Below are 22730 nucleotides of genomic sequence, written 5' to 3'. Positions count from 1 at the left end.
GCGCGGTGGCCGGAGCCTCGTCTGCCTGCACCTCGGGAACAGCCGTCTGCGCGGTGGCGCGGCGACGGGTCTTCTTCGGTGCGGGCGCCTCGGCCGGCTCCTCGGACGAGGCCGTGGCAGCCGTGCGGGATGCGCGGCGACGCGTGGCCGGAGCCTTCTCGCGATGCTCGGGCAGCTGAATCTCGGAGGCATCCTTGGCGGGGGCCGCAGGCTCGTCCGAGTGATCGACCGGCTCGGGCAGGTCGATGTGTACGGGCAGTTCGGGCAGCGGAGCAGACTCGGCGACGCGGCGGCGACGACGAGGACGCTTGGTCACGCCTTCCTCAGCGGGGGCCTCGGGCGCTTCAACCTGCTCGACGGCCGAGGCCTCGGGTTCCTTCACCTCGGTCGACACAGCGCGCGTCCGACGCTTCTTCGTGGGAGTAGGCTCCTCAGCCGCACTCTCCTCTTCCTTACGAGTCGACGCAGCGGCGATGGCGCTCAGGGCTTCCTTGGCGCGCTCATGGTCGGCATTGTCCTCGATACGACGAGGCTCGGCCTTCTTCTGCTGCTTCTTCGACCCCTTCGCACCCTTCGAAGACTGCTCAGCTCCGGAGGTCTCCACCGGATGCTGATGGACGATGAAGCCGCGACCCTCGCAGGCCTCACATGGGGAGGAGAAGGCCTCGACCAGGCCCTCACCCACGCGCTTACGGGTCATCTGCACGAGGCCCAGAGACGTAATCTCGGTAACCTGGTGGCGCGTACGGTCACGTCCCAGGCATTCCACCAGGCGCCGCAGCACGAGGTCACGGTTGGATTCGAGGACCATGTCCACGAAGTCAATGATGACGATGCCACCAATGTCGCGCAGGCGCAGCTGACGGACGATCTCTTCGGCAGCTTCGAGGTTATTACGGGTCACCGTCTCCTCGAGCGTGCCGCCGGCGCCGATGAACTTGCCGGTATTGACGTCGATAACGGTCATTGCCTCGGTGCGATCGATGATCAGGGTGCCGCCCGAGGGCAGCCACACCTTACGGTCCATGCCCTTGGCGAGCTGCTCGTCGATGCGGTGCGCGTGGAAAACATCCTCCGTGCCCACCCACTGTTCGACGCGATCGGAGAGCTCGGGGCTCAGCTCATCCACGTATTCCTTGACGGTCGCGTAGGTGTCGCGACCCTCGATGACGAGCTTCGAGAAGTCCTCGTTGAAGATGTCGCGCACGACGCGCACGGCCAGCTCAGGCTCCCCGCGCAGCAGCGTCGGGGCGCTCTTCGTGTTGGTGCGCTTCTTCTCGATATCCTCCCACTGACGGGTCAGGCGAGCGACATCATCGCGGATCTGCTCCTCCGTCGCGCCTTCCGCCGCAGTACGAACGATGACACCCGAACCCGACGGCACGACGGCCTTGAGGATCTTCTTCAGGCGAGCGCGCTCCTTGTCCGGGAGCTTGCGGGAAATACCCATCATGGATCCGCCGGGGATCAAGACCAGGTAACGGCCAGCCAGGGTAATCTGCGACGTCAGACGCGCACCCTTGTGTCCAATCGGATCCTTCGTCACCTGAACGAGGACGGGGTCACCGGACTTGAGAGCGGCCTCGATACGACGAGGCTTGCCCTCCATACCGACGGCGTCCCAATTGACCTCACCGGCGTACAGGACGGCGTTGCGGCCACGACCCACGTCGACGAACGCCGCTTCCATCGAAGGAAGGACGTTTTGGACGCGGCCCAGGTAGATATTGCCGACCATCGAGGACTGCGTACGGCGCGCGACGTAGTGCTCGACGAGCAGGCCGTCTTCAAGGATCGCGATCTGGTCGAGGCCGTCCTGGTCGCGGATGACCATCGTGCGCTCGACCGACTCGCGGCGCGCGAGGAACTCAGACTCGGAGATCGTGTGACGGCGACGTCCCTCACGCCGTCCTTCGCGGCGGCGCATCTTCTTTGCCTCGAGGCGCGTGGAGCCCTTCAGGGCCTGCACCTGGTCGGCGGGATCTCCCCCCTCATCCGAGGACGAGGAGGACGAACGGGCGCGACGACGGCGACGACGACGGGTAGAGGACTCCTCGTCATCCGAGGAGTCCGATTCGTCGGCGGAAGCGCTCTCCTTGTTTGCGCCATCCTCAGCGGGGGTCGAGGCTTCCTCCGCTTTCTTGGAGCGACGGCGGCGACGGGTCTTAGGCTCGGCGGGAGCTTCCTCAGCCTGTTCCTCGGCGGCGGGCACCTCAGAGATATCCGCAGCCTCAGCCTCGTCCGCAGCCTTCTTGGAGCGACGGCGACGCTTGGGAGCCGCTTCCTCTCGAGGAGCATCTTCTTCTACGGTGGCAGACTTGCGACGACGCTTGGGTTCAGGCTGGTCCTCAACGATAGCCGCAGGGGCAACCTCGGGGGCAGCCTGGAAAACGGGGGCCTGGAACAGCAGCGAGGCGGCGGGCGCCACGGGGGTCGATTCGGTTGTCACGATTCTCCAATGGTGGGCGCGCACCCCGTGCCTGGACGCACCCTTTTTCATCGCCCGCAAGGGGCGGAAACCTAGTGGAGCGCAGTTGCGCAGCTGCCGGCGGCTCATGAAGACGTCATCGCTCGGCTCTCGTCACGGGGGCACTCCCGTGACATCCATTCACCCCCTATTGTCGCACAACACAACGATCCATCGACGACAGGGTGATCAGAACAACGCGAGACCAGCAAAAATCTATTGGATAAACCCGTAAAAAATAATCGGACACATATGTCACAAAAGCGCCTCAGAACCGGCATTTCAACCACTGAGCATCTCACTTTTGGGCTACATTAATACCAACCCGTGACATAGGTCCCACGGACTTTGGACACGGGACAATCGACCCCAATCCCAACACGAGAAGGTCCCATCATGACCCTCGCGCAGACAGCGCTTGACGCGGTCACCGTCGGACGATGGCAGTTCGGTGTTACCACCGTCTACCACTTCGTCCTCGTGCCGCTGACGATCGGCCTGTCCCTGCTGGTTGCCATCATGCAGACCGCGTGGCACCGCACCGGCAAGGAATACTGGCTGCAAGCAACCCGCTTCTTTGGCAAGCTCCTCCTCATCAACTTCGCGCTCGGTGTCGCCACCGGTATCGTGCAGGAGTTCCAGTTCGGCATGAACTGGTCCGAATACTCCCGTTTCGTCGGCGACATCTTCGGCGCTCCCCTGGCCGTTGAGGCCCTCCTCGCCTTCTTCCTCGAGTCCACCTTCCTGGGCCTGTGGATCTTCGGCTGGGGCCGCCTCTCCAAGGGCATGCACCTGCTGACGATCTGGTGTGTCGCCCTGGGCACCATGTTCTCCGCGGCCTGGATCCTCGCGGCCAACGCGTGGATGCAGCACCCCGTGGGCGCTCGCTTCAACCCCGAGACCGGCCGCGCCGAGCTCGACGGCGTCAGCGGCTTCATGGAGCTCATCACCTCCGGCGTGTACCTGAGCGAATACGCACACGTCATCACCTCCGCCTGGCTGGTCGCCGGCTCCTTCGTTGCCGGCATCTCCATCTGGTGGATGGTGCGCACCGCCCGCGAGGGTTCCGACGAGGCCATGGCTCAGTCGCGTGACATCTGGCGTCCGATCGCCCGCTTCGGCCTGACCGCCGTCCTCATCGGCGGCCTCGGCACCGCTGCCTCCGGCCACATCCAGGGCCAGGAGATGGTTGAGGTCCAGCCCATGAAGATGGCCGCTGCCGAAGGCATCTGTGTGGACACCGAGGGCGCGGCCTTCACGATCGCCCAGTTCGGCTCCTGCCCCCTCGGCGACGACGGCGCGCAGCCGACCCAGTTCATCAAGGTTCCGGGCGTCGCGTCCTTCATGTCGCACAACTCCTTCACCGCCACCTCTGAGGGTGTCGCCGACGTCCAGGAGCGCATGGTGGAACTGCTCAACTCCGATCCGAACTTCACCGCCAAGTACGGCGACGCCTCGCAGTACGACTTCCGTCCTCCGCAGATGGTCGCCTTCTGGTCGTTCCGCTTCATGATCGGCCTGGGCATGCTGGCCTTCCTGCTGGCGGCATGGGGCCTGTGGGCCACTCGCGGCGGTCGTACCTCGTCCAACAAGTGGCTGAGCGTCCTCGCCCTGGTCAACCTCCCCCTGCCGTTCGCAGCCGCTTCCTTCGGCTGGATCTTCACCGAGATGGGTCGCCAGCCGTGGGTTGTCGTTCCGAACCTGCAGGCCCTGTCCATGGGCTCTGACCTCGGCTCCGTCAACATGATGACCGACATGGGCATCTCGCCCAACGTCCCGGCTGGCCAGATGCTCGCCTCGCTCATCCTGTTCACCCTGCTGTACGGCGTCCTTGGCGTCATGTGGTACATCCTCATGAAGCGCTACGCCGTCGAGGGCATCCACTCGACCAAGGCTGACAAGGCCGAGGACGAGGCTCCGACCGACCTGTCCTTCGGCTACTGAGAGGAACACCGATCATGACTCTGTCTATCCTGTGGTTCGTTCTCATCGCCGTTCTGTGGACGGTCTACCTGATTCTCGAGGGCTTCGACTTCGGTGTCGGCATGCTCCTCCCCTTCGTCGCCAAGGGCGACCGTGAGCGCACCCAGACCGTGCGCACGATCGGCCCCCACTGGGACGGTAACGAGGTCTGGCTGCTCACCGCCGGTGGCGCCACCTTCGCTGCGTTCCCCGAGTGGTACGCGACCATGTTCTCGGGCATGTACCTCGCCCTCTTCCTGATTCTCGTCTGCCTGATCATCCGCGTCATGGCCCTCGAGTGGCGTTCCAAGGTCGCCACCGAGAAGTGGCGTCACGCGTGGGACTGGGCGCACACGATCAGCGCGTGGCTCGTTCCGATCCTGCTGGGCGTTGCCTTCGCTAACTTCGTGCAGGGCATGAAGATCGAGGTCGTCGACGTTGCTACCGGCACCGTCATCGACCCGACTCTGGTGGATCAGTCCCTCGCGGGCGCGACCCACCAGCTGACCGGTGGCTTCTTCTCGCTGCTGACCCCCTACACGATCCTGGGCGGCCTGGCTGTCATGGCCGTGTGCCTGGCTCACGGCGCTCAGTTCCTGGCGCTCAAGACGACGGGCGAGGTGCGCGACCGCGCCAACGCGATTGCCGCTCCTGCGACGATTGCCGCGACCGTCCTGGCCGCCGCGTGGCTGATCTGGGGCCAGTTCGTCTACACGACGAACGTCCTCGCGTGGATCCCGCTCGTGGTCGCCGCGCTCGCAATCATCGCCTCGACCGCTCTGTCTCAGGCGTCGCTGCGTCGTGAGGGCTGGTCCTTCGTGGCCTCCTCCGTCGCAATCGCCGGCGCTGTCGCGTGGGTCTTCTCCTCGATGGCCCCCGCCGTTCAGAAGTCGTCGATCAACCCGGCGTACTCGCTGACGATTGATCAGGCCTCGTCGACGACCTCCACGCTGACCGTCATGACGATCGTCACGGTCTGCCTGCTGCCGATCGTCCTGGTCTACGTCTTCTGGTCCTACTGGATGTTCCGCGCTCGCGTGGGCGCCGAGGACGTTGAGACGCAGACGGGTCTGCTCCTCAAGAAGGTTCGCATCGGCGAGAACTTCCTCGCTGGCTGACCTCCTCACCGATAGATGCGCCCGGTCCCTCGCGCAGGGGCCGGGCGCATTCGTCTACGCCGTGCGCTCAGGGCGGGGACCTTTGGCCCATGACGAGGCTTTTTCAGGCACAATAGATACGTGCGTCCCTTTGATCCTCGTTTGTTGCGTTATGCCCGCTCAGCCCGTGGGCCCATCGCATTGACAGCCCTTCTGGGAACGATCACGGCATTGCTCGTGCTCGCCCAAGCGCTGCTCATTTCCGCGGCCCTCTCCCCCGTCGTCTCGGGCAGCGCCACGATGCGCGACGTCCTCCCCCTCATCGGCGGCATCGCGGCTGTCTTTGCATGTCGAGCGCTCGTTGTCGCGGCTCGCGAGGCCGTCAGTACACGCGCGGCAGCAGCAGCGGTGTCCGAGCTGCGCGGACGCGTCGTCGACGCGAGCATTGCTCTCGGCCCACGCTGGCGAGCGACGAACGGCGCCGAGACGACGACGCTGCTGTCAACCGGCTTGGAGGATCTGCGCCCCTACTTCGTCTCTTTCCTGCCGCAGCTGGTTCTCGTCTGCACCGTGACTCCGGCAGCGCTCGGCGTCATTCTTCTCCTCGACTTCTGGTCGGCGCTCATCGCACTCCTCGTTATCCCGCTCATCCCGATTTTCATGATCCTCATCGGGCGTTTCACGCAGGCAGCCTCGGAGGACAAACTCGCGTCGATGAAGCGCCTGACCGCCCAGCTCCTCGACCTCATGTCCGGACTGCCGACGCTGCGGGCCCTCGGACGGGAAAAGGCCCCCCGCACCCACCTGCGAGCCCTCGGAGCCGCGAACACGAAGGCCACGATGGCAACCCTGCGTGTCGCTTTCCTCTCGGGCGGCGTCCTGGAATTCCTCACGACCCTGTCGGTGGCACTTGTCGCCGTCGAGGTCGGTATGCGCCTCGTGTTCGGTAACATCTCTCTGTTCCACGGCCTCGCCGTCATCATGCTGGCACCCGAGGTCTTCGAGCCGCTGCGTCAGGTCGGCGCCCAGTTCCACGCCTCCGCAAACGGCGTCACGGCCTCGCGCGCAGCCTTCGACATCATCGAAGAGGCTGAGTCGGTCGACTCCCCGGGTGCTGCGACCTGCCCCGACCTCTCTTCCACGCAGATCGTGCTGGACGGTGTCGGCGTGCGTGCGCGCGGCGCCTGGGCCCCCGCCCCGACCTCGGGCATCATCGCTCCCGGCATTGTGACGGCGCTATCCGGCCCCTCGGGTGCCGGAAAGTCGACAATCGTCGCCTGCCTGCTGGCCGATATGACCCCGGATGCGGGTCGCATCATCCTGCGCCAGACGGCCTCGGCCTCCAACGACGAGGGAATTGCGCTGTCAGACATTGATCCCACCTCCTGGCGTGATCAGATCTCCTGGGTTCCCCAGTCCCCCACCCTCGTGCCGGGCACAATCCTGGACAACATGGGTGGTCTGCCCCTCGAGGACCTGGAGACTGCAGCAGCGGCTACCGGCTTTGACACCGTCCTGGCCACCACCCCCGACGGGTGGAAGACCGTTATCGGGACCGGCGGTGTCGGCCTTTCCGTTGGGCAGCGCCAGCGCCTGGCCCTGACGCGCGCTCTCGCAGCGCGCTCTCAGCTCGTCATTCTTGATGAACCGACCGCTCACCTCGATGCCGTCAGCGAGGAGACCGTCGTGCGCGCTATCGACGACATGCGCCGCGAGGGACGCACCGTGATCGTCATCGCCCACCGTGCCGCCATGATGGAAGCCGCCGACGCCGTCATTGCCGTCCGCTCCGCCGCCGACGAGGAGGCACACGCATGAACCTCTTCCTGACCCGCACTGAGTCGGCCGCGCTGCGCCGCTGCATCTCCATGCTGCAGGTGTCGCGCTCCGGGTTTGTTCTCTCGCTGCTCCTCGGTGTCACGGCCCTCGGATCGGCCATCGCGCTCGGCGGCACCGCCGCATGGCTGATTGCTCGCGCATCCCAGCAGCCTCCCGTCCTGTATCTGACCGTCGCCGCCACCGCGGTGCGACTGTTTGGCGTCTCGCGCGCGCTTGCCCGCTACCTCTCCCGTCTCGCCTCGCACAAGGTCGCATTGGCGGGCATGGACGCGCTGCGCGGTAACCTCTACGATCGACTGTCCGAGGCCCCGACGGCAACGCTGACAACACTGCGACGCGGCGACCTCATGACACGCGCCGGCTCAGACGTCGACGAGGTGGGAAACGTCGTCGTCAAGACGCTGCTCCCCTCCCTCGTCGCTGCCATCGTGGGCGTGGGAACGGTTGGTGTCGTCACCGTCATTTCTCCCGCCGCTGGGGCAATTCTCGCCTGTGCTCTCATTATCTCCGGCATCGTGGCGCCCGCGCTGATCGCGCGATCGGTTCGACTCGCAGAATCGCAGGGGGCGCAGGCCCGCACCGACATTGCCGCCACCACACTCGCGGTGCTGGAGGGCGCCACCGAGCTGTCACTGGCGGGTACTCTCGACCACGCGAAGCACTCTCTCGCTCGCTCCGAGAGCCACCTGTCCGCCGCTCTGGCCCGCTCGGCGCGTCTGTCTGCGCTGGCTCGAGGCCTCGACGTGTGCGCGATGGGCGCAGCCGTCATCGGCGCTCTGCTGATCGGCATTCCACAGACCACATCGGGCGCTCTCGCTCAGGTACTCCTCGCCGTCATCGTCCTTGTCCCACTGTCGTCTTTCGAGGGAGTCGCCGAGCTGACCCCCGCCGCTGCACAGTTGGTGCGAAGCGCCCAGGCTGCGACCCGCATCTGTGCCCTTCTCGAGGATGAAGCAACCCCTGAGCCGCACGACATTCCCGAAGGACACACCGTCATCGAGGCACGCGACCTGTCCATCGGCTGGCCGGGTGGTCCGACGCTGGCCAGCGGCATTTCGCTCACGCTGCGTCCCGGTTCTTCCCTGGCCATCGTGGGAGCCTCCGGCATCGGGAAGACCACGCTGCTGGCAACGCTCACGGGCGTGATCCCGCCCAAGTCTGGATCCGCTCTCATCAACGGCGTCCCCGCGTGGGGAGCGAACCGCGACCAGCTCACCGACCACATCACGATGACGGCCGAGGACGCCCACGTCTTCGCGACCACCATCTACGAGAACCTGCGCGTCGCCCGCGCATCGCTCACCCGCGACGAGGCCTCGGACCTTCTGACGCGAGCTGGCCTCGATCAGTGGGTCGAGTCTCTGCCTGACGGGATCGACACGGTCATCGGCTCCGGTGGAACGACGGTGTCGGGAGGCGAGCGCCGCCGCCTGCTCATGGCTCGCGCCCTTGCGGCTCCCGCTCCTATCCTGGCGATCGACGAGGCATCCGAACACCTCGACGCCGCCACCGCGGACCGCCTCATGGAAACGCTTCTTACTCCGTCCGCTGACCGCGCTACCCTGGTCGTCACGCACCGACTGAGCGCACTCGACCAGGCCGACCACGTCCTCGTCCTGTCTGCCCCCGAGCCCGGCGGCTGTGCACGCGTCGCCGCGCAGGGCACGCACGAGGACGTGACACGTACTCTGCCCGCCTACCAGTGGGCTCTCGAGCAGGAGGAACAATGAGCCACGAACGCACGGATTTCACGCTTCTCCGAGCGGCTCTCGACCTGACGAGTTCGCTCGACCTGAAGTCGGGACTGCAGAACTTCGTTGATCAGGCCTGCGCGCTGACCTCGTCGCCGCACGCTACGATGTGCGTGCTCGACACCTGGGGCGCCACCACCCTGCGCCTGGAGCACCACGACTCCTACCCTGCCCCGCCCGTGCCCGAGTCACTTCCGGCGGTCATCCCCGTCAACACACCGCTCCTCGTCAACTCCCCGCAGGACGCGCCCGACATCGATCTGCCCGCCTCTACCCCGCCCTTCCTCGGGGTCTCCGTCCTCGTGCACGAACAGGTCTACGGGCGCCTCTACCTGATGGGAAAGCCCGGCGGCTATACGGACGAGGACGCGGCCGTGGTCGCAGCCCTGGCCCCCGCGGCCGGGATCGCCGTCGAAAACGCGAACCTCTATGCGGATTCCAAGCGCACCGCCCGATGGATTAGCGCCTCCCAGTCCCTGACAACGACGATGCTGGAGGGCGCGGACGAAGAAGAAGCTCTCGAACTCATTGCGAAAACAGTGCGCGAGGTCTCCCACGCTGACACCGCGATCATCGTCCTGCAGTCCGTGGGCGACACCTGGGCTGCCGAAATCGTCGACGGCAAGAACGCCTCCACCCTGCTTGGCCTGACCTTCCCGCCCGAAGGACGCGCGATGAGTGTTCTGCACGAGGGAACCGGTATGATCGTCGACTCCATGTCGCGCGCTCAGACGATGCGAGTGCCACAGCTGGCGGCCTTTGGTTCCGCGCTCTACGCCCCTCTGCGCTCGCGCGGGGTCTCCTCCGGCGTGCTCATCCTTCTGCGCCAAATCGGCGCCCCCGAGTTCGACGCCTCGGAGCTCTCCCTCGCGGAGTCTCTCGCCTCCCAGGCGACGCTCGCCCTCGAGCTTGCCTCCGCTCGCCACGCGCAGGACGTGGCAGCGCTGCTCGATGAGCGTGACCGCATCGGGCGCGACCTGCACGACTTCGCGATCCAGCAGCTCTTCGCGACCGGCATGGCCCTGGACGCGGCCAAGCAGAAGGTCGCAGCCGGCCAGGCAGATCCCGCCTCCGTCGAGGCGCTCATCGATTCGTCCCTTGCCTCCATCGACGAGGCGGTCCGCCAGATTCGCACGATCGTGCACAATCTGCGCGAACGCGACAAGGCAGTCGGCCTCGTTGAGCGCATTCGCCGCGAGTCTTCGCTCACCCGATCCGCCCTGGGTTTTGCGCCGTCTCTGGTGATTACCCTCGACGGGACCGCCATCAACTCCGACCTGGACAACGAACTGGTCGTCATCGATGAGTTCGACGGACGCGTCGACCCCGACCTCTCCGACGACGTCGTCGCAATCGTGCGCGAAGGTCTGTCGAACATCGCCCGTCACGCCCACGCGACTGCGGCGACCGTGTGCGTGGACGTCTCCGGGCAGGGAAAGTCCGGGCGCGTTCGCATCACGATTAACGATGATGGGCGCGGCATCGATCCGAGCCGGACACGTAACTCCGGGCTAGCCAACATGGCCGAACGCGCCCGTCGGCACAACGGCAGCTTCGACACGGACACGGGCGACGGCGGTGTCGGCACGCAGATCCGCTGGATCGCACCGCTCGAGGGTTGAGCTGTCGCGACCGCGAAGATGACGGTGGGGGTGGATGTTCCAATTGGAACTCCACCCCCACCGCGTTGTGACGAGAGCTATCTATCTCCCGGTTCTCAGCTGAGTATCACCCCAGCCACCGTCCGTCGCTCCCGAAGGTGTACCAGCGCCAGCCAATCCAGTGGCCACCCGTGTACATGTCACCTCCGGTCCCGAAGTAGTACCAGGCGCCGCCGATCTGCTGCCAGCCGGTGGCCATCTGGCCCGAGGCATCGAAGTAGTACCAGGTGCTTCCCATCGGCTTCCATCCGATAGTCATAGCTCCACTGTCGCTCAGGAAGTACCAGTGCGAGCCCATCTGGAGCCAACCGGTATGCATCGCGCCAGACGGATCGAGGTAGTACCACGCACCGCTCGTGTAGAGCCAACCAGTCTTCATGACACCGTTAGAGGTGAAGAAGAACCACTTGTCTCCCACCATCTGCCAGCCGGTGACCATCGCACCGGTCTCGGGGGTCAGGTAGAACCAGGATCCTCCGAGGTTGACCCAACCGGTCACCTGAGCGCCAGCCCCGTTGTGGTAGCGCCACGCGCCGTCCCAGTACACCCAGCCCGTCAGCATGTAGCCGTTCTGGTCGAAGCGGTAGACGTTGCCACCGAGCGTGAGAGTCTCGTTCTTGGCGTAGCCGCCCGAGGTGATCTTCCACCACCAGCCGGCGCCGTCGTTCATCCAGGTGCCGACAGTGTGATCAGGCGCGGGTGCCGGGTCGGGAGTCGGGTCCGGGGTGGGTGCCGGGTCCGGGGTGGGTGCCGGGTCGGGAGTCGGGTCCGGGGTGGGTGCCGGGTCCGGGGTGGGCGCGGGGTCCGGGGTCGGATCCGGGGTGGGAGCCGGTTCCTCGGCCAGGGCGAGGGTCACGAGACCCGATTCGGCGAACCCGGCCTCGTTCATGGCCATGACGCGGATGACCGAGCCGTTGTTCTCTCCGTCGATGGTGAGGGTCAGCTCGGGGCCGTTTTCCTCTTCCAGGATGGACCACGAGTCGGATCCCTCGCGCTTGATCTGCCAGAACAGTGTCGGGGCGGGCTTGCCGGTCGCCTCGGCTTTGATCGTAACCTGCGTGCCTTCCTTGGCTGTCACAGTGCGGAAGGCACCATCGCCGGAGATCTGCGCATCCTCCGCTGGGTTGGCGGTCACGGTCAGGGGCTTGATAACCGGGGGCTCCTGATCGCCAGGGTCCGGCGTGGGAGCCGCTGCCGCGAAGGCCTCGACCTCAGCGAGCGCGAACTCGCCGAACTCGGTGGGCTGGATGACGCGGATGAAGCGCGCGTCGAAGCCCTCGAAGTCGACCGCGCTCGGACGACCTCCGACTCCGTCAACCTTGATCATGTGGACGCCATCCACCGCGCCGGCAGTCGCCGGGTTGAAGTTACCGGACAGTCGCGTCGTGGAGGCGACGACCCAGAAGTCGTGCAGGCGCTGGTCGCAGGAGATTCCCTGGCAGTTGTCGGAGGAGGAGCGGTTCCAGACGTTGACGACGCCCAGGGGGTGGGTCTCGCCGAGGTCGACCTCCCACCAGGGGTTGGCCTGCTTGCCCGTGTGGGCAACCGATCCGTTGTCCCACACGCCGTCCGTGTTACCGTCGACGGCGCGTGAGGCGGTGCCTCCCCAGCCGACGGAGGACATGGACGCCGTCTTGTTGAGGGCCAGGTTGTCGCTGCCCTTGGTGACAGTGAGGGTCGCGCGCTGAGAGGTCGTAGAGCCGTTGGCATTCGTGGCGACGGCGTAGAACTGTGCGCCGTCATCCTCGAGCGTCGTCGTCAGGGTGTACATGGCGTTCGTGGCGTCCGGAATCGCCGTTCCTTCGCTTGCACCCTTGGGGACGCGGTACCACTGGATGGTGGCGGCCGGTCGGCCCGAGGCGACGACAGTGAAGGTGGCGCTCTCACCCGCCTTCACGGAGACCGAGGAGGGGTCCGCGGCGATGACGGGAGGCTGGGTGGCCGCATTCTCGCCGTACACGTGCAGGGTTGCGCTCACGGAGCGCAGACCGATCGGGTTGGCGTAGTAGGAGGGGTGTGCCAGCTCGAGACGCAGGGGCGTCACCTTGCCGGGCTCAAGAGTAAGTCCCTCGCCGACTTCTCCGGCCTCGATCTGTGCACCGGTCACCTCAATGGACGTGGTCCCAAGGGTGATCTTGTAGGTCGTAGAGGCGTCGAAGTTGCCCGAGAACTTCAGAGTCAGGTCGGTGATGGCCTTGTCCGTCTTGTTCACGAGGTAGGCGTCGTACGCCTGTGCGCCGGAGTAGCGCAGTGCGGAGGCGCGTCCGAAGAACTGCTCCGAGGAGATGGTTGCGCCGTCAACGGCGGTCACCGTTTGCGTGGGCACGTACGTCGGAGCGCTATCGAATGTCACCTTGACGACGGGGCGCAGGTTCGGCTCCGGGTTCTCACCCGACATCGTCACCGTGAGGGTGGTTCCATCCTGGGTGAACTCAAGCGAACGGTCGGTGCCGTCCACGGTCACAGCGGTCACGTGGCCACCGACGCTGGGAAGCGTCAGCGTCTTGCCAGGGCTCCACAGCTCAGGGAAGAAGTACAGGTCGTTGCCCTTGGTCATGACCTTGCCCCAGTTGGGGGCCGGGTACCACGTCGGGCGGGCTCCCGTGATGGCGTCGGGATGGCGCTGCATCCACTGGCCCACCTCGGTGACGACTCCGGAGTCGAAGGCGTCGATCGTACCGTCACCCCTGGGGCCGATGTTGTAGGCGAACTGGCCGCCCGAGGCAACCGTGCCGATGAGGTTGTTGATCAGCTCGCGTTCCTTGTAGCTCTTCGCGCTTTCGTCGCGGTTCGCCCACGAGCAGTATCCCCAGCAAGCCGGGTAGATCGAGCGAATCGACTCCCAGGGCCCCATGTGGAAGTCCGTGGTCACCGAGTTGTCGCCGCCGACCTCGAAGTCGCCGGCCTTGTTCCACACGCGGGAGTTGACCATCGTGTCAGGCTGGAGCTCGTGGACCCACTGGGCCATGCGCTGGGACTGTTCGGCGGTGGGGCCGCCCATGTCGAACCACAGCTCGGCGATCGGGCCGTAGTTGGTGAGGAGCTCGGTCAGCTGGGGCTTGATGACGGTCGTCATCAGATCTTCATCGATGGGGTTGACGTTGCCGTAGGGCTCGGGGGTCTGCTTGGTCCAGTCGATGATCGAGAAGTAGAAGGCGAGCTTGACGCCGAGCTTGTTGCACTCGGTAGACAGCTCCTTCATCGGGTCCTTGCCGTAGTTGGACTGCTTGACGATGTTATAGTCGGTCGTCTTCGTGTCCCACATGGCGAAGCCGTCGTGGTGCTTCGACGTGATCATCAGGTACTTCATACCCGAGTCGTGGACCGTCTTGCAGATGGCGGAGGCGTCGAAGTTTGCAGCCAGGTCCTTGGCCTTGAGCAGGTAGTCGTCGGTGGGGATGTTCTCCCAGGCCTTGATCTGCTCGGGGTAGCCCATGCCCTGGCGGTGGCCGTTGTAGTAGCCGCCGTAGACGGAGTAGACGCCGAAGTGCATGAACATGCCGTACTGGAGTTCTTGCCACTTGGCGATCTTGGGGGTGGAGCTCAGTGGGACCGCTGCGGGGACGCCGGTGGGCGCTGGTGGCGCGTCGGCAAAGGTGGGGGCGCTCATGGGTGCGAGCACCAATGCCGTAGCGACCGCACAACCGGCAAGCATTCGCTTGAGGTTCACGGGGTGTCCTTTCAAGGGGTAATGGTGGACGACAGTGTCCGTCCTCAACGGTGAGGATGAGGCGAACGTTACCCCACAGAGCTTTCCTATGAATCAGTTTGATAGTAGCTTTCTCACAAATCAGTGATTCCCCTGTTTAGTTCGAAACTAGAACGGCTATACAATTCAAGCTTCCCTCCGCGCGGACATACGACAAGCGGGCCGGATGATCCGACCCGCTTGTCATCCTCACTCCCCGCAGGGACGAGGCATTGGCTCAGTTACGCCACGCGGCAGCCCTCTGCCCAGCGACCCAGGCGGCGACCTGCGTGCGACGCTGCAGGCCCATCTTGGACAGCAGCGACGTGATGTGGTTCTTCACGGTCTTCTCCGCGACACCGAGCTTCTCACCGATCTCACGGTTCGAGAGGCCATCACCAATCAGGTCCAGGACCTTTCGCTCCGAGGGCGTCAGATCAGCCGTCGGATCCTCATGATCGACGCGCCGACGCGTGAGCGTACGCTCGTCCAGTAGGACGCGGCCATCTGCAACCGCCTTGATGACGTCCGTGATCTCCGCTCCGCGCACAGTCTTGAGGATGTACGCACGCGCACCAGCCTCGAGGGACTCAGCCAGGGCCTCGTCATCATCAAACGACGTCAGGACAACCGGGAGGATCTGCGGATGAGAGGAGCGCAGACGGTTCATGATGTCGATACCCGTGCCGTCGGGCAACTGCAGGTCAACGAGGATGACATCGGGGCGCACGAGGTCGGCGCGACGCACCGCGTCCGCAACGGACCCAGCCTCAGCGACAACCTCGAGGGCCTCGTCTCGATCAACGATCTCAGCAATGCCGCGTCGGACGATCTCGTGATCGTCGACGATCATGACGCGCGTACGCGCAGCGGTATTTTCACTCACGTGTCTGATTCTAACGGTCAGGAGGGCGAACGCCCTCGGTTACTACTGTTTACTGCCCCGGAGACAGGCGGCTCATCGCATCCTGCGCGGCCGCGTTCTCCGCGTGCTTCTTCGACGAGGCCTGTCCGGAACCGATCGCATCCGAACGCTCGGAGACGAAGGCTTGCGCCGTGAAGACACGCTGGTGATCCGGCCCCTCACCCTCCACCTCGTAGGAGACCTCGCCCAGGCCATGCGCCTGCGCGTACTCGATGAGGATCGTCTTCCAGTCCTGGTGCTGCCCGCGCGAGGGGGCATCCACGAGCAGGAAGCTCAGGCGCTCGAGGATGACGCGGCGTGCCTCTTCCAGGCCACTGGTCAGGTAGGTCGCGCCGATCAACGCTTCAAAGGTGTCGGACAGGATGGAATCCTTATCGCGCCCACCGTGCATCGATTCGCCTTTACCGAGGAAGACGAAGTCACCCAAGCCAATGCGTCGGGCCGCCGCAGCGAGGGGTTGCTGCGAGACGGTGGCTGCGCGCATGCGCGACAGGTCCGACTCGGCGACGTCGGGGTACTGCTCATAGAGCTTTTCCGCGATGACGATCGACAGCACCGAATCACCCAGGAATTCGAGGCGTTCGTTGTTGGCGATCCCGCCGGCCTCGTTCGCGTAGGAACGATGCACGAGAGCGAGCTGCAGGAGCGGGGCATCGATGCGAGTCCCCCATGCTTCCACGAGGGCATCGGTGTCCGTGCGCGGCGGTACCGGCAGGTGCTTGGAACGGCCCATCAGGAACGCCCCGACTCGGAGTCCTCCCCCAGCAGGGACGCCAGAGAAGCCAGGCGCGGATCAACGACAAAGTGGTCGTGGTCCTCGGGCAGGTCTGCCCACTTCTCGCCGCACACGTCGCACAGGCCCGCGCAGTCGGGCGCGCACAGCGGGCGGGGATCAACGAGGGGGACGATGGCGTCGCGCAGCTGAGTCTCGATGGAGATCGTGTCGCGCTCACCGATGACGAACAGGTCGTCTACTTCCTCATCCTCGTCGTCCGTGGGAGTCAGGGCGGGGGCACCGGGTTCGAAGTAGACTTCGGCGCTTGCGACATCGTGATGGTCGCGCACCTCGTCGAGGCAGCGCACGCACTCTCCGACGAGGTCGACGGAGGTGGCCAGCTGAACGAGAACACCGTCCTCGACACTGGTCATATCCACGGAGATGTCCAGCGGAACGCCCGGAACGGCAGACATGGAGGGAGTCCCCAGGTCATCGGGAGTCGCCCACACGAGATCCTCGTGCAGGGTGGACCCGAGTGCACGGGGCAGGCGCGCCAGGGACAGAACCAGCGTCTTGTCACTCATTGGTCAGGTCCACATCGGTGACGTCGACGCCGCGACGCTCGGCAATCGTGCGACGGCCAGCGTCCGTGCGGCGCGCCAGATCGGAGATGAGGTGGGCGAGCTCATCGAGGGAGTTCGCAACGTAGTCGTCGGCGCCCTCGCGCAGCGAAGCTGCCGATCGCTTCGCCTCGGAGACGATCTCACGCGCGCGGTCCTCAGCCATGCGCACGATATTCTCGGTGGAGACGATGCGCGCAGCCTGTGCGTTTGCATCGGCGATCGTGGCCTCGGCATCCGAACGTGCCTGAGAGATCAGAGCGGTCGCCTCATCCTCGGCGCGCGAACGCGTGCGCTCCGCTTCTTCCTCCGCATCGGCCAGGATCTGCGCGGCGCGCTCGTTGGCCTGGTCGAGGGTGGAGGACGCGCGCGAGTTCGCCTCGGCAATGCGGGTCTCGGCGGCCGAGTCCGCGCGGCCCAGGACGGCGTCAGCATCGGCCACGACGGCGTCGGCGGCGACGAGGTCTTCCGGTAGAGCCTCGCGAGCCTGATCCAGCAGGTCGAGCAGCTCGGCCTTGTTGATCATGATCGAGGCCGACAGGGGGACGGTACGCGAGGACTCGACGAGGTCCTCGATCTGATCGAGGGCGGCGATCACCGTGGAGGGACCGTAGACGGTTTCCTCGTTCCACTCGTCCTGAGTCTGGTTGTCGGTCGTGTCAGCCATGGCTGCCTCCTGCGTTCCACCGGGCATGATTCAGCTTCTATTGTCGGTCAGATATCGCTCAACTGCTGGAGGGACATACCGAGAAATATCCTTTTTGAGACCTAATAACTCACGGATAGCACTCGACGAGACGTGCGCGAGGGCGGGACGGGTGGGGATCCACCACGTATCGATGCCGCCGACCTCGTCGTTGAAGAAGGCCTGGGGCGCCTCGTAGTCGAGGTCGGTCGCCGAGCGCACGCCCTTGACGATGAGGGTTGCACCAAGGCGGGAGGCCTCGTCCATCGTGGCGCCCTGCAGCAGGACCACGTCAACGCCCGTCAGGTGAGCGGTGGCGTCGCGAATAAGGCTAACGCGTTCAGCGGGATCGATGAGTCCGCGCTTCGCGGGGTTCGCTCCGACGCCGATGATGAGGCGATCAGCGACGGCGCTCACGCGCTGCGCAACATCGAGGTGCCCGTTCGTGAAGGGGTCAAAAGAACCGGGGAACAGCGCGATCATCGTCCTCCCTCCTCCACGCTCGACGAGGCCGGGGCATCCGCGAGCACATCCGCACCGTCCTCGGGTTCGTTCGTGGGCAGGGGCGGACCGGCGAAGTAGGCGACGGTTTCGCCCCAGGTGCGCTGATCCTCCAGGACGAGGAACGGGGGCAACGTCGGGGCGGGAGCGCGTGTCGAGCGTTCGACGACGATGAGGGCGTCGGGGCTGAGCCACGGGCCGAGCAGGGAGAGCACGGCGGTCATGTCTGCCTCGGCGATGTCGTAGGGCGGGTCGATGAAGACCAGGTCGATGTCTCCGCGCAGGTCCTCCCCGGTGCGCGCGGCCAGGAACGAGCGGGCATCGGCCGTGACGACGCGGGCGGGCAGGCCCGTTGAGCGGACGTTGGAGGATGCGACGCGCGCCGCCGCGGAGGCTTTTTCGACGAGGATTGCGTGGGCGCTCCCACGCGAGAGGGCCTCCAGGCCAAGCGCCCCCGTCCCGGCGTACAGGTCCAAGACGGTGGTCCCATCAAGAACATTCATGTGGTCGAGGCGCGAAAAGAGTGCCTCGCGCACGCGCTCGGACGTGGGGCGCGTGCCGGACTTGGGCACGGCGAGGGTACGCCCCTTGGCGCTACCTGCGACGATTCTGGTCATGCCTCTACCCTACCGGGCACGCCTCACGAGCGTTGCATCCACTCGACCTGACCTTCGGATGCCCCGCGCAGGGCACGCGCCAGCTCCGGATGACACTCGAGCATTGGATCGGCGTCGAGGAGAGCATCGGCTTCCTCCTTCGCCGAGCGGATGAGGGACTCGTCGCGACGAACGGAGAGGAAGCGCAGGTGCGTGGCTTTGCCCGACTGTCCCGCGCCGAGCACGTCGCCTTCCTTACGCAGGCGCAGATCGGCCTCGGCCAGCTCGAAACCGTCTGTCGTCTGCGCGAAGGCCTGCAACCGCGCGAGCCCCGACTCGGTGAGTTCGTGTCGATGCATGGCGATGCACAGGGCGGGAAGGTCGGAGCGCCCGACGCGGCCGCGCAGCTGATGAAGCTGCGCGAGACCGAATTGCTGAGCGTCGAGGATCACCATGAGGGTCGCTTCGGAGACATCGACGCCGACCTCGATGACGGTCGTGGCGACGAGGAGCGGGGCACGCCCGGCAGAAAAGTCCTCCATGATCTGTGCTTTCACGGGCGCAGGCGTGCGTCCTGTCAGCTCATGAATGGCCACGCCCGCGAGCGCGTGGTGCCCGCGCAGGTAGGCGGCGACTTCTTCGACGGAGGCCAGCGGTCGCGCGTGCTCTTCGTCGGCGTCGCTCACATCGTCACTGGCGTCGATGCGCGGGCAGACGACGTAGACGCGCCGCCCCTGAGCGATTTCCTCGGCGGCTCGCGCCCATGTGCGCTCCACCCACGCGGCGTTTGCGGCGTCGGCGAGGTAGGTGGCCACGGGCGTGCGTCCCTTGGGCATGCCGCTCATGCGCGTCTCATCCAGGTCACCAAACACCGTCATCGCGATCGTGCGCGGGATCGGAGTCGCCGTCATGACCAGCTCGTGGACGCCGCGGCCATCTTCGCGAGCGCGGCGCAGGGCGGCGCGCTGCTCGACGCCGAAGCGATGCTGTTCGTCGACGACGACCAGGGCAAGGTCGGCGAAACGCACAGATTCTTGGAACAGGGCGTGCGTGCCGACAACGATGAGTGGCTCGGCGGAATTCATGGCCGCTTGAATCTCGCGGCGGGCCGCCGGGGTGGTTGACCCCGTCAGGAGACGCACGTCGGGAGCCTCCTCCCCCAGTGGGGCGAGAAGGGCACGCAGGGAGGCCGTATGCTGCTCAGCGAGCACCTCGGTCGGGGCGACGAGTGCACCCTGATGGCCGGCTGCGACGACCTGCAGGAAAGACATGAGCGCGACGACTGTCTTCCCCGAGCCGACATCTCCTTGTAGGAGGCGCTGCATCGGGATCTCGCGCTCGAGGTCGGCGCTGATCTGCGCGACGGCATCCTTCTGAGAGTCGGTGAGCTGGAAGGGCAGGGAATCGCGGAAACGGTCCAGGAGCGGGGAGCTGTGAGGGGAGGAGACCGCCGGGGTCGCGCGCGCTCCGCGTCGGCGCATCGCAAGCCCCACCTGAAGCACGAATGCTTCCGTGAAGGCCAGGGCACGGCGGGCCTGCTGGTAGTCCTCGTCCGTCTCGGGCTGATGCAGACGACGCAGGCACTGAGCGTGTGCCGGGATGCGAACGCGTTCGCGCACCTGCGCGGGAACCGCGTCGGGAACATCGCTGTCATCGAGCTGGTCGAGAACCATACCAACCGCGCGGGCGATCGCCCACGATGCCAGGGACCCGGTCGCTGGGTAGATCGGAATGGGGCGCGAGGCGATGCGCTCGATGTCTTCCCCGTCAACTCCCTCGAAGGACGGGTGAGTGAGCTGCAGTTTGCCGCGGTAGGCCCCCACCTTACCTGCGAAAAGAAAGGACTGGCCCGGAGTCAAGATCCTCTCAATCGGCGCGAGCTTGTACTGGTTTTTGGCAAAAAACGTCGCGGACAGGAACTGAAGGCCGTCGGTGAGGGTGACCTCCAGGCGTACACCCGATCCGGAACGGTTTGCAATCAGGTGAGCGGAGGCAACCTCGGCGAGGATCGTGACGTCTTCGCCCTCACACAGGGAGGACAGGGGCGTGAGCCGACCCCAGTGGTAGTACCTGCGAGGCGCCACCATGAGCACGTCGCCGACCGTCGCAACGCCAGCGCCCTCGAGCGCTTTCGCGGTCTTCTTGGGCAGGCGCAGGGACAGGGGAACATCGAGCGCGCTCACGACGAGCACCCGGCCACGAGGCTTGCCCCGCTCTGTCCGCCGTCCCATGTCTCCAGGTCGATCGAAGACGACGCATCACGCGTGGACAGCAGCTGACGCACCGTCGCCACCGTGTAGGGACCGTCATCGTCACGCGAGACCAGCAGGCGCCACGACTGTCCTCCCCCACGCGCGGCCTCGGCCAGAGCCTCGGCGATCCCTTCGGGGTCACCGTCCAACGGCAGCGGGGCGCTCGTCCACGCGGAGAGGGCATCGTGGGCGCCGTCGCGCAGCATCCGTGCAAGCGTCGGGGCGGCCGCGATGCCACCGGGCTGCGGAACGAAGAGCGGGGCACAGGCACGAGCAACCGCGAGGACACCGAGGTCATCATTACTGGCCGCCCGCAGAATTGCGGGTACACCAGGCGCGGAAGCAGGAAGAACGGAGGCAACTGTACCGACCAGGGCGGCACTGGCCTCGTCGCAGGGAGCCACGAGCGTCACCCCTGTGCGCGAACTGGCCGCGGAGACAATGCCGGCGGCATCGCTGGAGTTCAGGTTCAGAAAGACGACGGCTCCGGCACGAGCGAGGTCTTCGACCAGGCCGGGGGCACGCGTGCACGCGATGACGCGCGCACGCTCGACACGCCGCATCGGGCGACGCTGCAGGAGCCGCACGCCGCGGTGGCTCAGGCCCTCGTCGGCCAGCTCGTCGATGCCAATCTGCGCGTCCGGGCGCGCGTCGCAGACCTGGAAGCGCACGACCTGCCCGGAGGTGGGGTGTGCGGCCAGCGGGGCAGAGGTGTCCACGTGCAGGCGCCACTCCCCCATCCCGAACAGGTCAACACGACCCACGTAGGACAGGCGCGCTCCCAGGCCACCGAGGCGGGCGAGCAGCGCGCGCAGGTCTTCCTCGGTTCCTTCCACGATGATGTCGACCGTGAAGTCGCGTCCGGGCGGAGGCGAGGCAGCCTCAGGGGCTCGCGAGTGACGCTCGGCCAGGTCGGCAAGCATCGCTGTGAAGGACTGCAAGATTCCGGCGTCGTCGCGCATGGCAGCATCGATGCACGCGAGGACCAGGGCAATGAAAGCACCACCCGGGTCGATGCGCCCCGTCGCCTCATTCGTCGCCTCCACGAGCCCGATCTGCGCCTGGGACGAAAAGCGCGAAAACACATCCTCGACCTCGGGGAGCGTATCGCCCATCTCGTGAAGCTCGCGAACGGCACCGCCGAGCATTTCAACGAGGGCGTCCGACCACTCGATAGACGAGGCAACGGGCGTCAGGGATGCCGCCAGCATGCGGCGCGCCACGAGAGGAGTCACCCTGTGCTCGTCCCCGAGGGCACCAGCCCACGCTTCAAACAGCGCACCGAGCGCAAGGCCGCTGTGCCCAAGGCCTCGACGGATGATCGTCTCAACACCGGCCTCAAGCGCCACGCGCAGGTGGGCACGGGGTTCGAGGGAGTCCATCGCCGCGGCGAGGGCAGCCATCGTGGCCGCAGCGTTCGTCCCCGTATCACAGTCGGCGCCATCCCATCCATCCAGGTCATCCAGGAAAGGCGCAAGCCTCGCCGCTTCCTCGGCACCGGCGCGGCACGCCTCGATAATGACCGCAGCATTGAGCTCCATGACTCCCCTTTCCTGCCCCGTCCCATTGTCCCCGCGACGGTTGCTGTGTGCGACCTGACACGACCGATCACCCGTGCGACTTGTTGAAAGCGCGCATCATCCGCTATTCTGTCATGGTTGCCTTCGGTTCAAGCACCGGAGGATGCGTTCCCCGCGACCGTGGGGAACCAAAGACTGAACTGGAAGACATACCGAGGAGAACATCGTGGCTGCCGTTTGTGACGTGTGCGGTAAGGGACCCGGCTTCGGCAAGAGCGTGTCGCACTCGCACGTTCGCACCAACCGCCGGTGGAATCCGAACATTCAGCGCGTTCGCGCCCTGGTCAATGGGACGCCCAAGCGCCTGAACGTCTGCACCAAGTGCCTGAAGTCCGACAAGGTTGCGCGCGCGATCTGAGTCGACGACACTGACGTAACGCTGGAGGGG

16 protein-coding genes are annotated in these 22730 nt (G+C 65.8%); 6 read left to right on the top strand and 10 right to left on the bottom strand.

What is annotated here, in order from left to right:
- On the bottom strand, window positions 1–2500 hold a 2500-nt coding region (locus HMPREF1137_RS02140), incomplete at its 3' end, for an Rne/Rng family ribonuclease (RefSeq protein ID WP_034496382.1).
- A 363-nt stretch (window positions 2501–2863) separates the two neighbouring features.
- Between HMPREF1137_RS02140 and HMPREF1137_RS02135 the strand changes: the two genes are divergently transcribed.
- The 5 genes from HMPREF1137_RS02135 (at window position 2864) to HMPREF1137_RS02115 (ending at window position 10738) form a co-directional block, all read left to right on the top strand.
- Complete coding sequence (locus tag HMPREF1137_RS02135; RefSeq protein WP_007588353.1) at window positions 2864–4411, top strand: cytochrome ubiquinol oxidase subunit I; 1548 nt, start codon at window positions 2864–2866, stop codon at window positions 4409–4411.
- Between the two features lie 14 nt (window positions 4412–4425).
- Window positions 4426–5547, top strand: a complete 1122-nt coding sequence (gene cydB / locus HMPREF1137_RS02130) for a cytochrome d ubiquinol oxidase subunit II (protein WP_007588348.1) — start codon at window positions 4426–4428, stop codon at window positions 5545–5547.
- A gap of 120 nt (window positions 5548–5667) precedes the next feature.
- Window positions 5668–7344 carry a thiol reductant ABC exporter subunit CydD gene (cydD, locus tag HMPREF1137_RS02125; RefSeq protein WP_034496378.1) on the top strand — a complete coding sequence of 559 codons (1677 nt, stop codon included), beginning with the start codon at window positions 5668–5670 and terminating at the stop codon, window positions 7342–7344.
- Window positions 7341–9095 (top strand): thiol reductant ABC exporter subunit CydC, encoded by a 1755-nt coding sequence (gene cydC, locus HMPREF1137_RS02120; RefSeq protein ID WP_007588371.1) that lies wholly within the window; start codon window positions 7341–7343, stop codon window positions 9093–9095. Before cydD ends, cydC begins: the two co-directional genes overlap by 4 nt.
- Window positions 9092–10738, top strand: a complete 1647-nt coding sequence (locus HMPREF1137_RS02115; protein ID WP_007588372.1) for a GAF domain-containing sensor histidine kinase — start codon at window positions 9092–9094, stop codon at window positions 10736–10738. Before cydC ends, HMPREF1137_RS02115 begins: the two co-directional genes overlap by 4 nt.
- Window positions 10739–10844: 106 nt before the next feature.
- Here HMPREF1137_RS02115 and HMPREF1137_RS02110 read toward each other — a convergent pair whose 3' ends face one another.
- From HMPREF1137_RS02110 to HMPREF1137_RS02070, 9 genes are all read right to left on the bottom strand, one after another.
- Window positions 10845–14447 (bottom strand): alpha-L-fucosidase, encoded by a 3603-nt coding sequence (locus HMPREF1137_RS02110; RefSeq protein WP_007588347.1) that lies wholly within the window; start codon window positions 14445–14447, stop codon window positions 10845–10847.
- A 256-nt stretch (window positions 14448–14703) separates the two neighbouring features.
- Window positions 14704–15318: a response regulator gene (locus HMPREF1137_RS02105; RefSeq protein WP_034496376.1), complete on the bottom strand. Its 615-nt coding sequence runs from the start codon at window positions 15316–15318 to the stop codon at window positions 14704–14706.
- 82 nt (window positions 15319–15400) lie between these two features.
- Window positions 15401–16123, bottom strand: coding sequence for a ribonuclease III (rnc, locus tag HMPREF1137_RS02100; protein WP_007588349.1), 723 nt, complete (start codon window positions 16121–16123; stop codon window positions 15401–15403).
- Complete coding sequence (locus HMPREF1137_RS02095; protein WP_007588370.1) at window positions 16123–16692, bottom strand: YceD family protein; 570 nt, start codon at window positions 16690–16692, stop codon at window positions 16123–16125. The genes rnc and HMPREF1137_RS02095 overlap by 1 nt, the downstream gene beginning before the upstream one ends.
- Window positions 16685–17395 carry a hypothetical protein gene (locus HMPREF1137_RS02090; RefSeq protein ID WP_007588366.1) on the bottom strand — a complete coding sequence of 237 codons (711 nt, stop codon included), beginning with the start codon at window positions 17393–17395 and terminating at the stop codon, window positions 16685–16687. The genes HMPREF1137_RS02095 and HMPREF1137_RS02090 overlap by 8 nt, the downstream gene beginning before the upstream one ends.
- Window positions 17396–17425: 30 nt before the next feature.
- The gene (gene coaD / locus HMPREF1137_RS02085) at window positions 17426–17896 is read right to left on the bottom strand and encodes a pantetheine-phosphate adenylyltransferase (protein ID WP_007588345.1); all 471 of its coding nucleotides are present in this window, start codon (window positions 17894–17896) and stop codon (window positions 17426–17428) included.
- Window positions 17893–18531, bottom strand: a complete 639-nt coding sequence (gene rsmD, locus HMPREF1137_RS02080) for a 16S rRNA (guanine(966)-N(2))-methyltransferase RsmD (RefSeq protein WP_007588350.1) — start codon at window positions 18529–18531, stop codon at window positions 17893–17895. Before rsmD ends, coaD begins: the two co-directional genes overlap by 4 nt.
- A 23-nt stretch (window positions 18532–18554) precedes the next feature.
- Window positions 18555–20702: an ATP-dependent DNA helicase RecG gene (locus HMPREF1137_RS02075; RefSeq protein ID WP_007588374.1), complete on the bottom strand. Its 2148-nt coding sequence runs from the start codon at window positions 20700–20702 to the stop codon at window positions 18555–18557.
- A complete protein-coding gene (locus HMPREF1137_RS02070) occupies window positions 20690–22303 on the bottom strand; it encodes a DAK2 domain-containing protein (protein ID WP_034496374.1) in 1614 nt (537 codons plus the stop codon). The genes HMPREF1137_RS02075 and HMPREF1137_RS02070 overlap by 13 nt, the downstream gene beginning before the upstream one ends.
- A gap of 205 nt (window positions 22304–22508) precedes the next feature.
- On the opposite strand from HMPREF1137_RS02070, the gene rpmB reads away from it, so the two are divergent.
- On the top strand, window positions 22509–22700 hold the full coding sequence (rpmB, locus tag HMPREF1137_RS02065) for a 50S ribosomal protein L28 (RefSeq protein ID WP_003792657.1): 192 nt from the start codon (window positions 22509–22511) through the stop codon (window positions 22698–22700).
- Window positions 22701–22730 lie beyond the last annotated feature (30 nt).

Origin of the sequence: Actinomyces sp. ICM39, from assembly GCF_000282935.1 — a bacterium.
In the GTDB taxonomy this organism is placed as follows: domain Bacteria; phylum Actinomycetota; class Actinomycetes; order Actinomycetales; family Actinomycetaceae; genus Pauljensenia; species Pauljensenia odontolytica_B.
The sequence above is the reverse complement of the archived record's forward strand: the minus strand, read 5'-3'. Positions and strand labels throughout refer to the sequence as shown.

Coding starts and splice junctions, on each gene's coding strand:
- HMPREF1137_RS02095 (WP_007588370.1), bottom strand. CDS start 16,692: ATGAGTGACAAGACGCTGGTTCTGTCCCTGGCGCGCCTGCCCCGTGCA.
- rsmD (WP_007588350.1), bottom strand. CDS start 18,531: ATGACCAGAATCGTCGCAGGTAGCGCCAAGGGGCGTACCCTCGCCGTG.
- HMPREF1137_RS02135 (WP_007588353.1), top strand. CDS start 2,864: ATGACCCTCGCGCAGACAGCGCTTGACGCGGTCACCGTCGGACGATGG.
- coaD (WP_007588345.1), bottom strand. CDS start 17,896: ATGATCGCGCTGTTCCCCGGTTCTTTTGACCCCTTCACGAACGGGCAC.
- HMPREF1137_RS02115 (WP_007588372.1), top strand. CDS start 9,092: ATGAGCCACGAACGCACGGATTTCACGCTTCTCCGAGCGGCTCTCGAC.
- HMPREF1137_RS02090 (WP_007588366.1), bottom strand. CDS start 17,395: ATGGCTGACACGACCGACAACCAGACTCAGGACGAGTGGAACGAGGAA.
- HMPREF1137_RS02105 (WP_034496376.1), bottom strand. CDS start 15,318: ATGATCGTCGACGATCACGAGATCGTCCGACGCGGCATTGCTGAGATC.
- HMPREF1137_RS02070 (WP_034496374.1), bottom strand. CDS start 22,303: ATGGAGCTCAATGCTGCGGTCATTATCGAGGCGTGCCGCGCCGGTGCC.
- cydB (WP_007588348.1), top strand. CDS start 4,426: ATGACTCTGTCTATCCTGTGGTTCGTTCTCATCGCCGTTCTGTGGACG.
- cydC (WP_007588371.1), top strand. CDS start 7,341: ATGAACCTCTTCCTGACCCGCACTGAGTCGGCCGCGCTGCGCCGCTGC.
- rnc (WP_007588349.1), bottom strand. CDS start 16,123: ATGGGCCGTTCCAAGCACCTGCCGGTACCGCCGCGCACGGACACCGAT.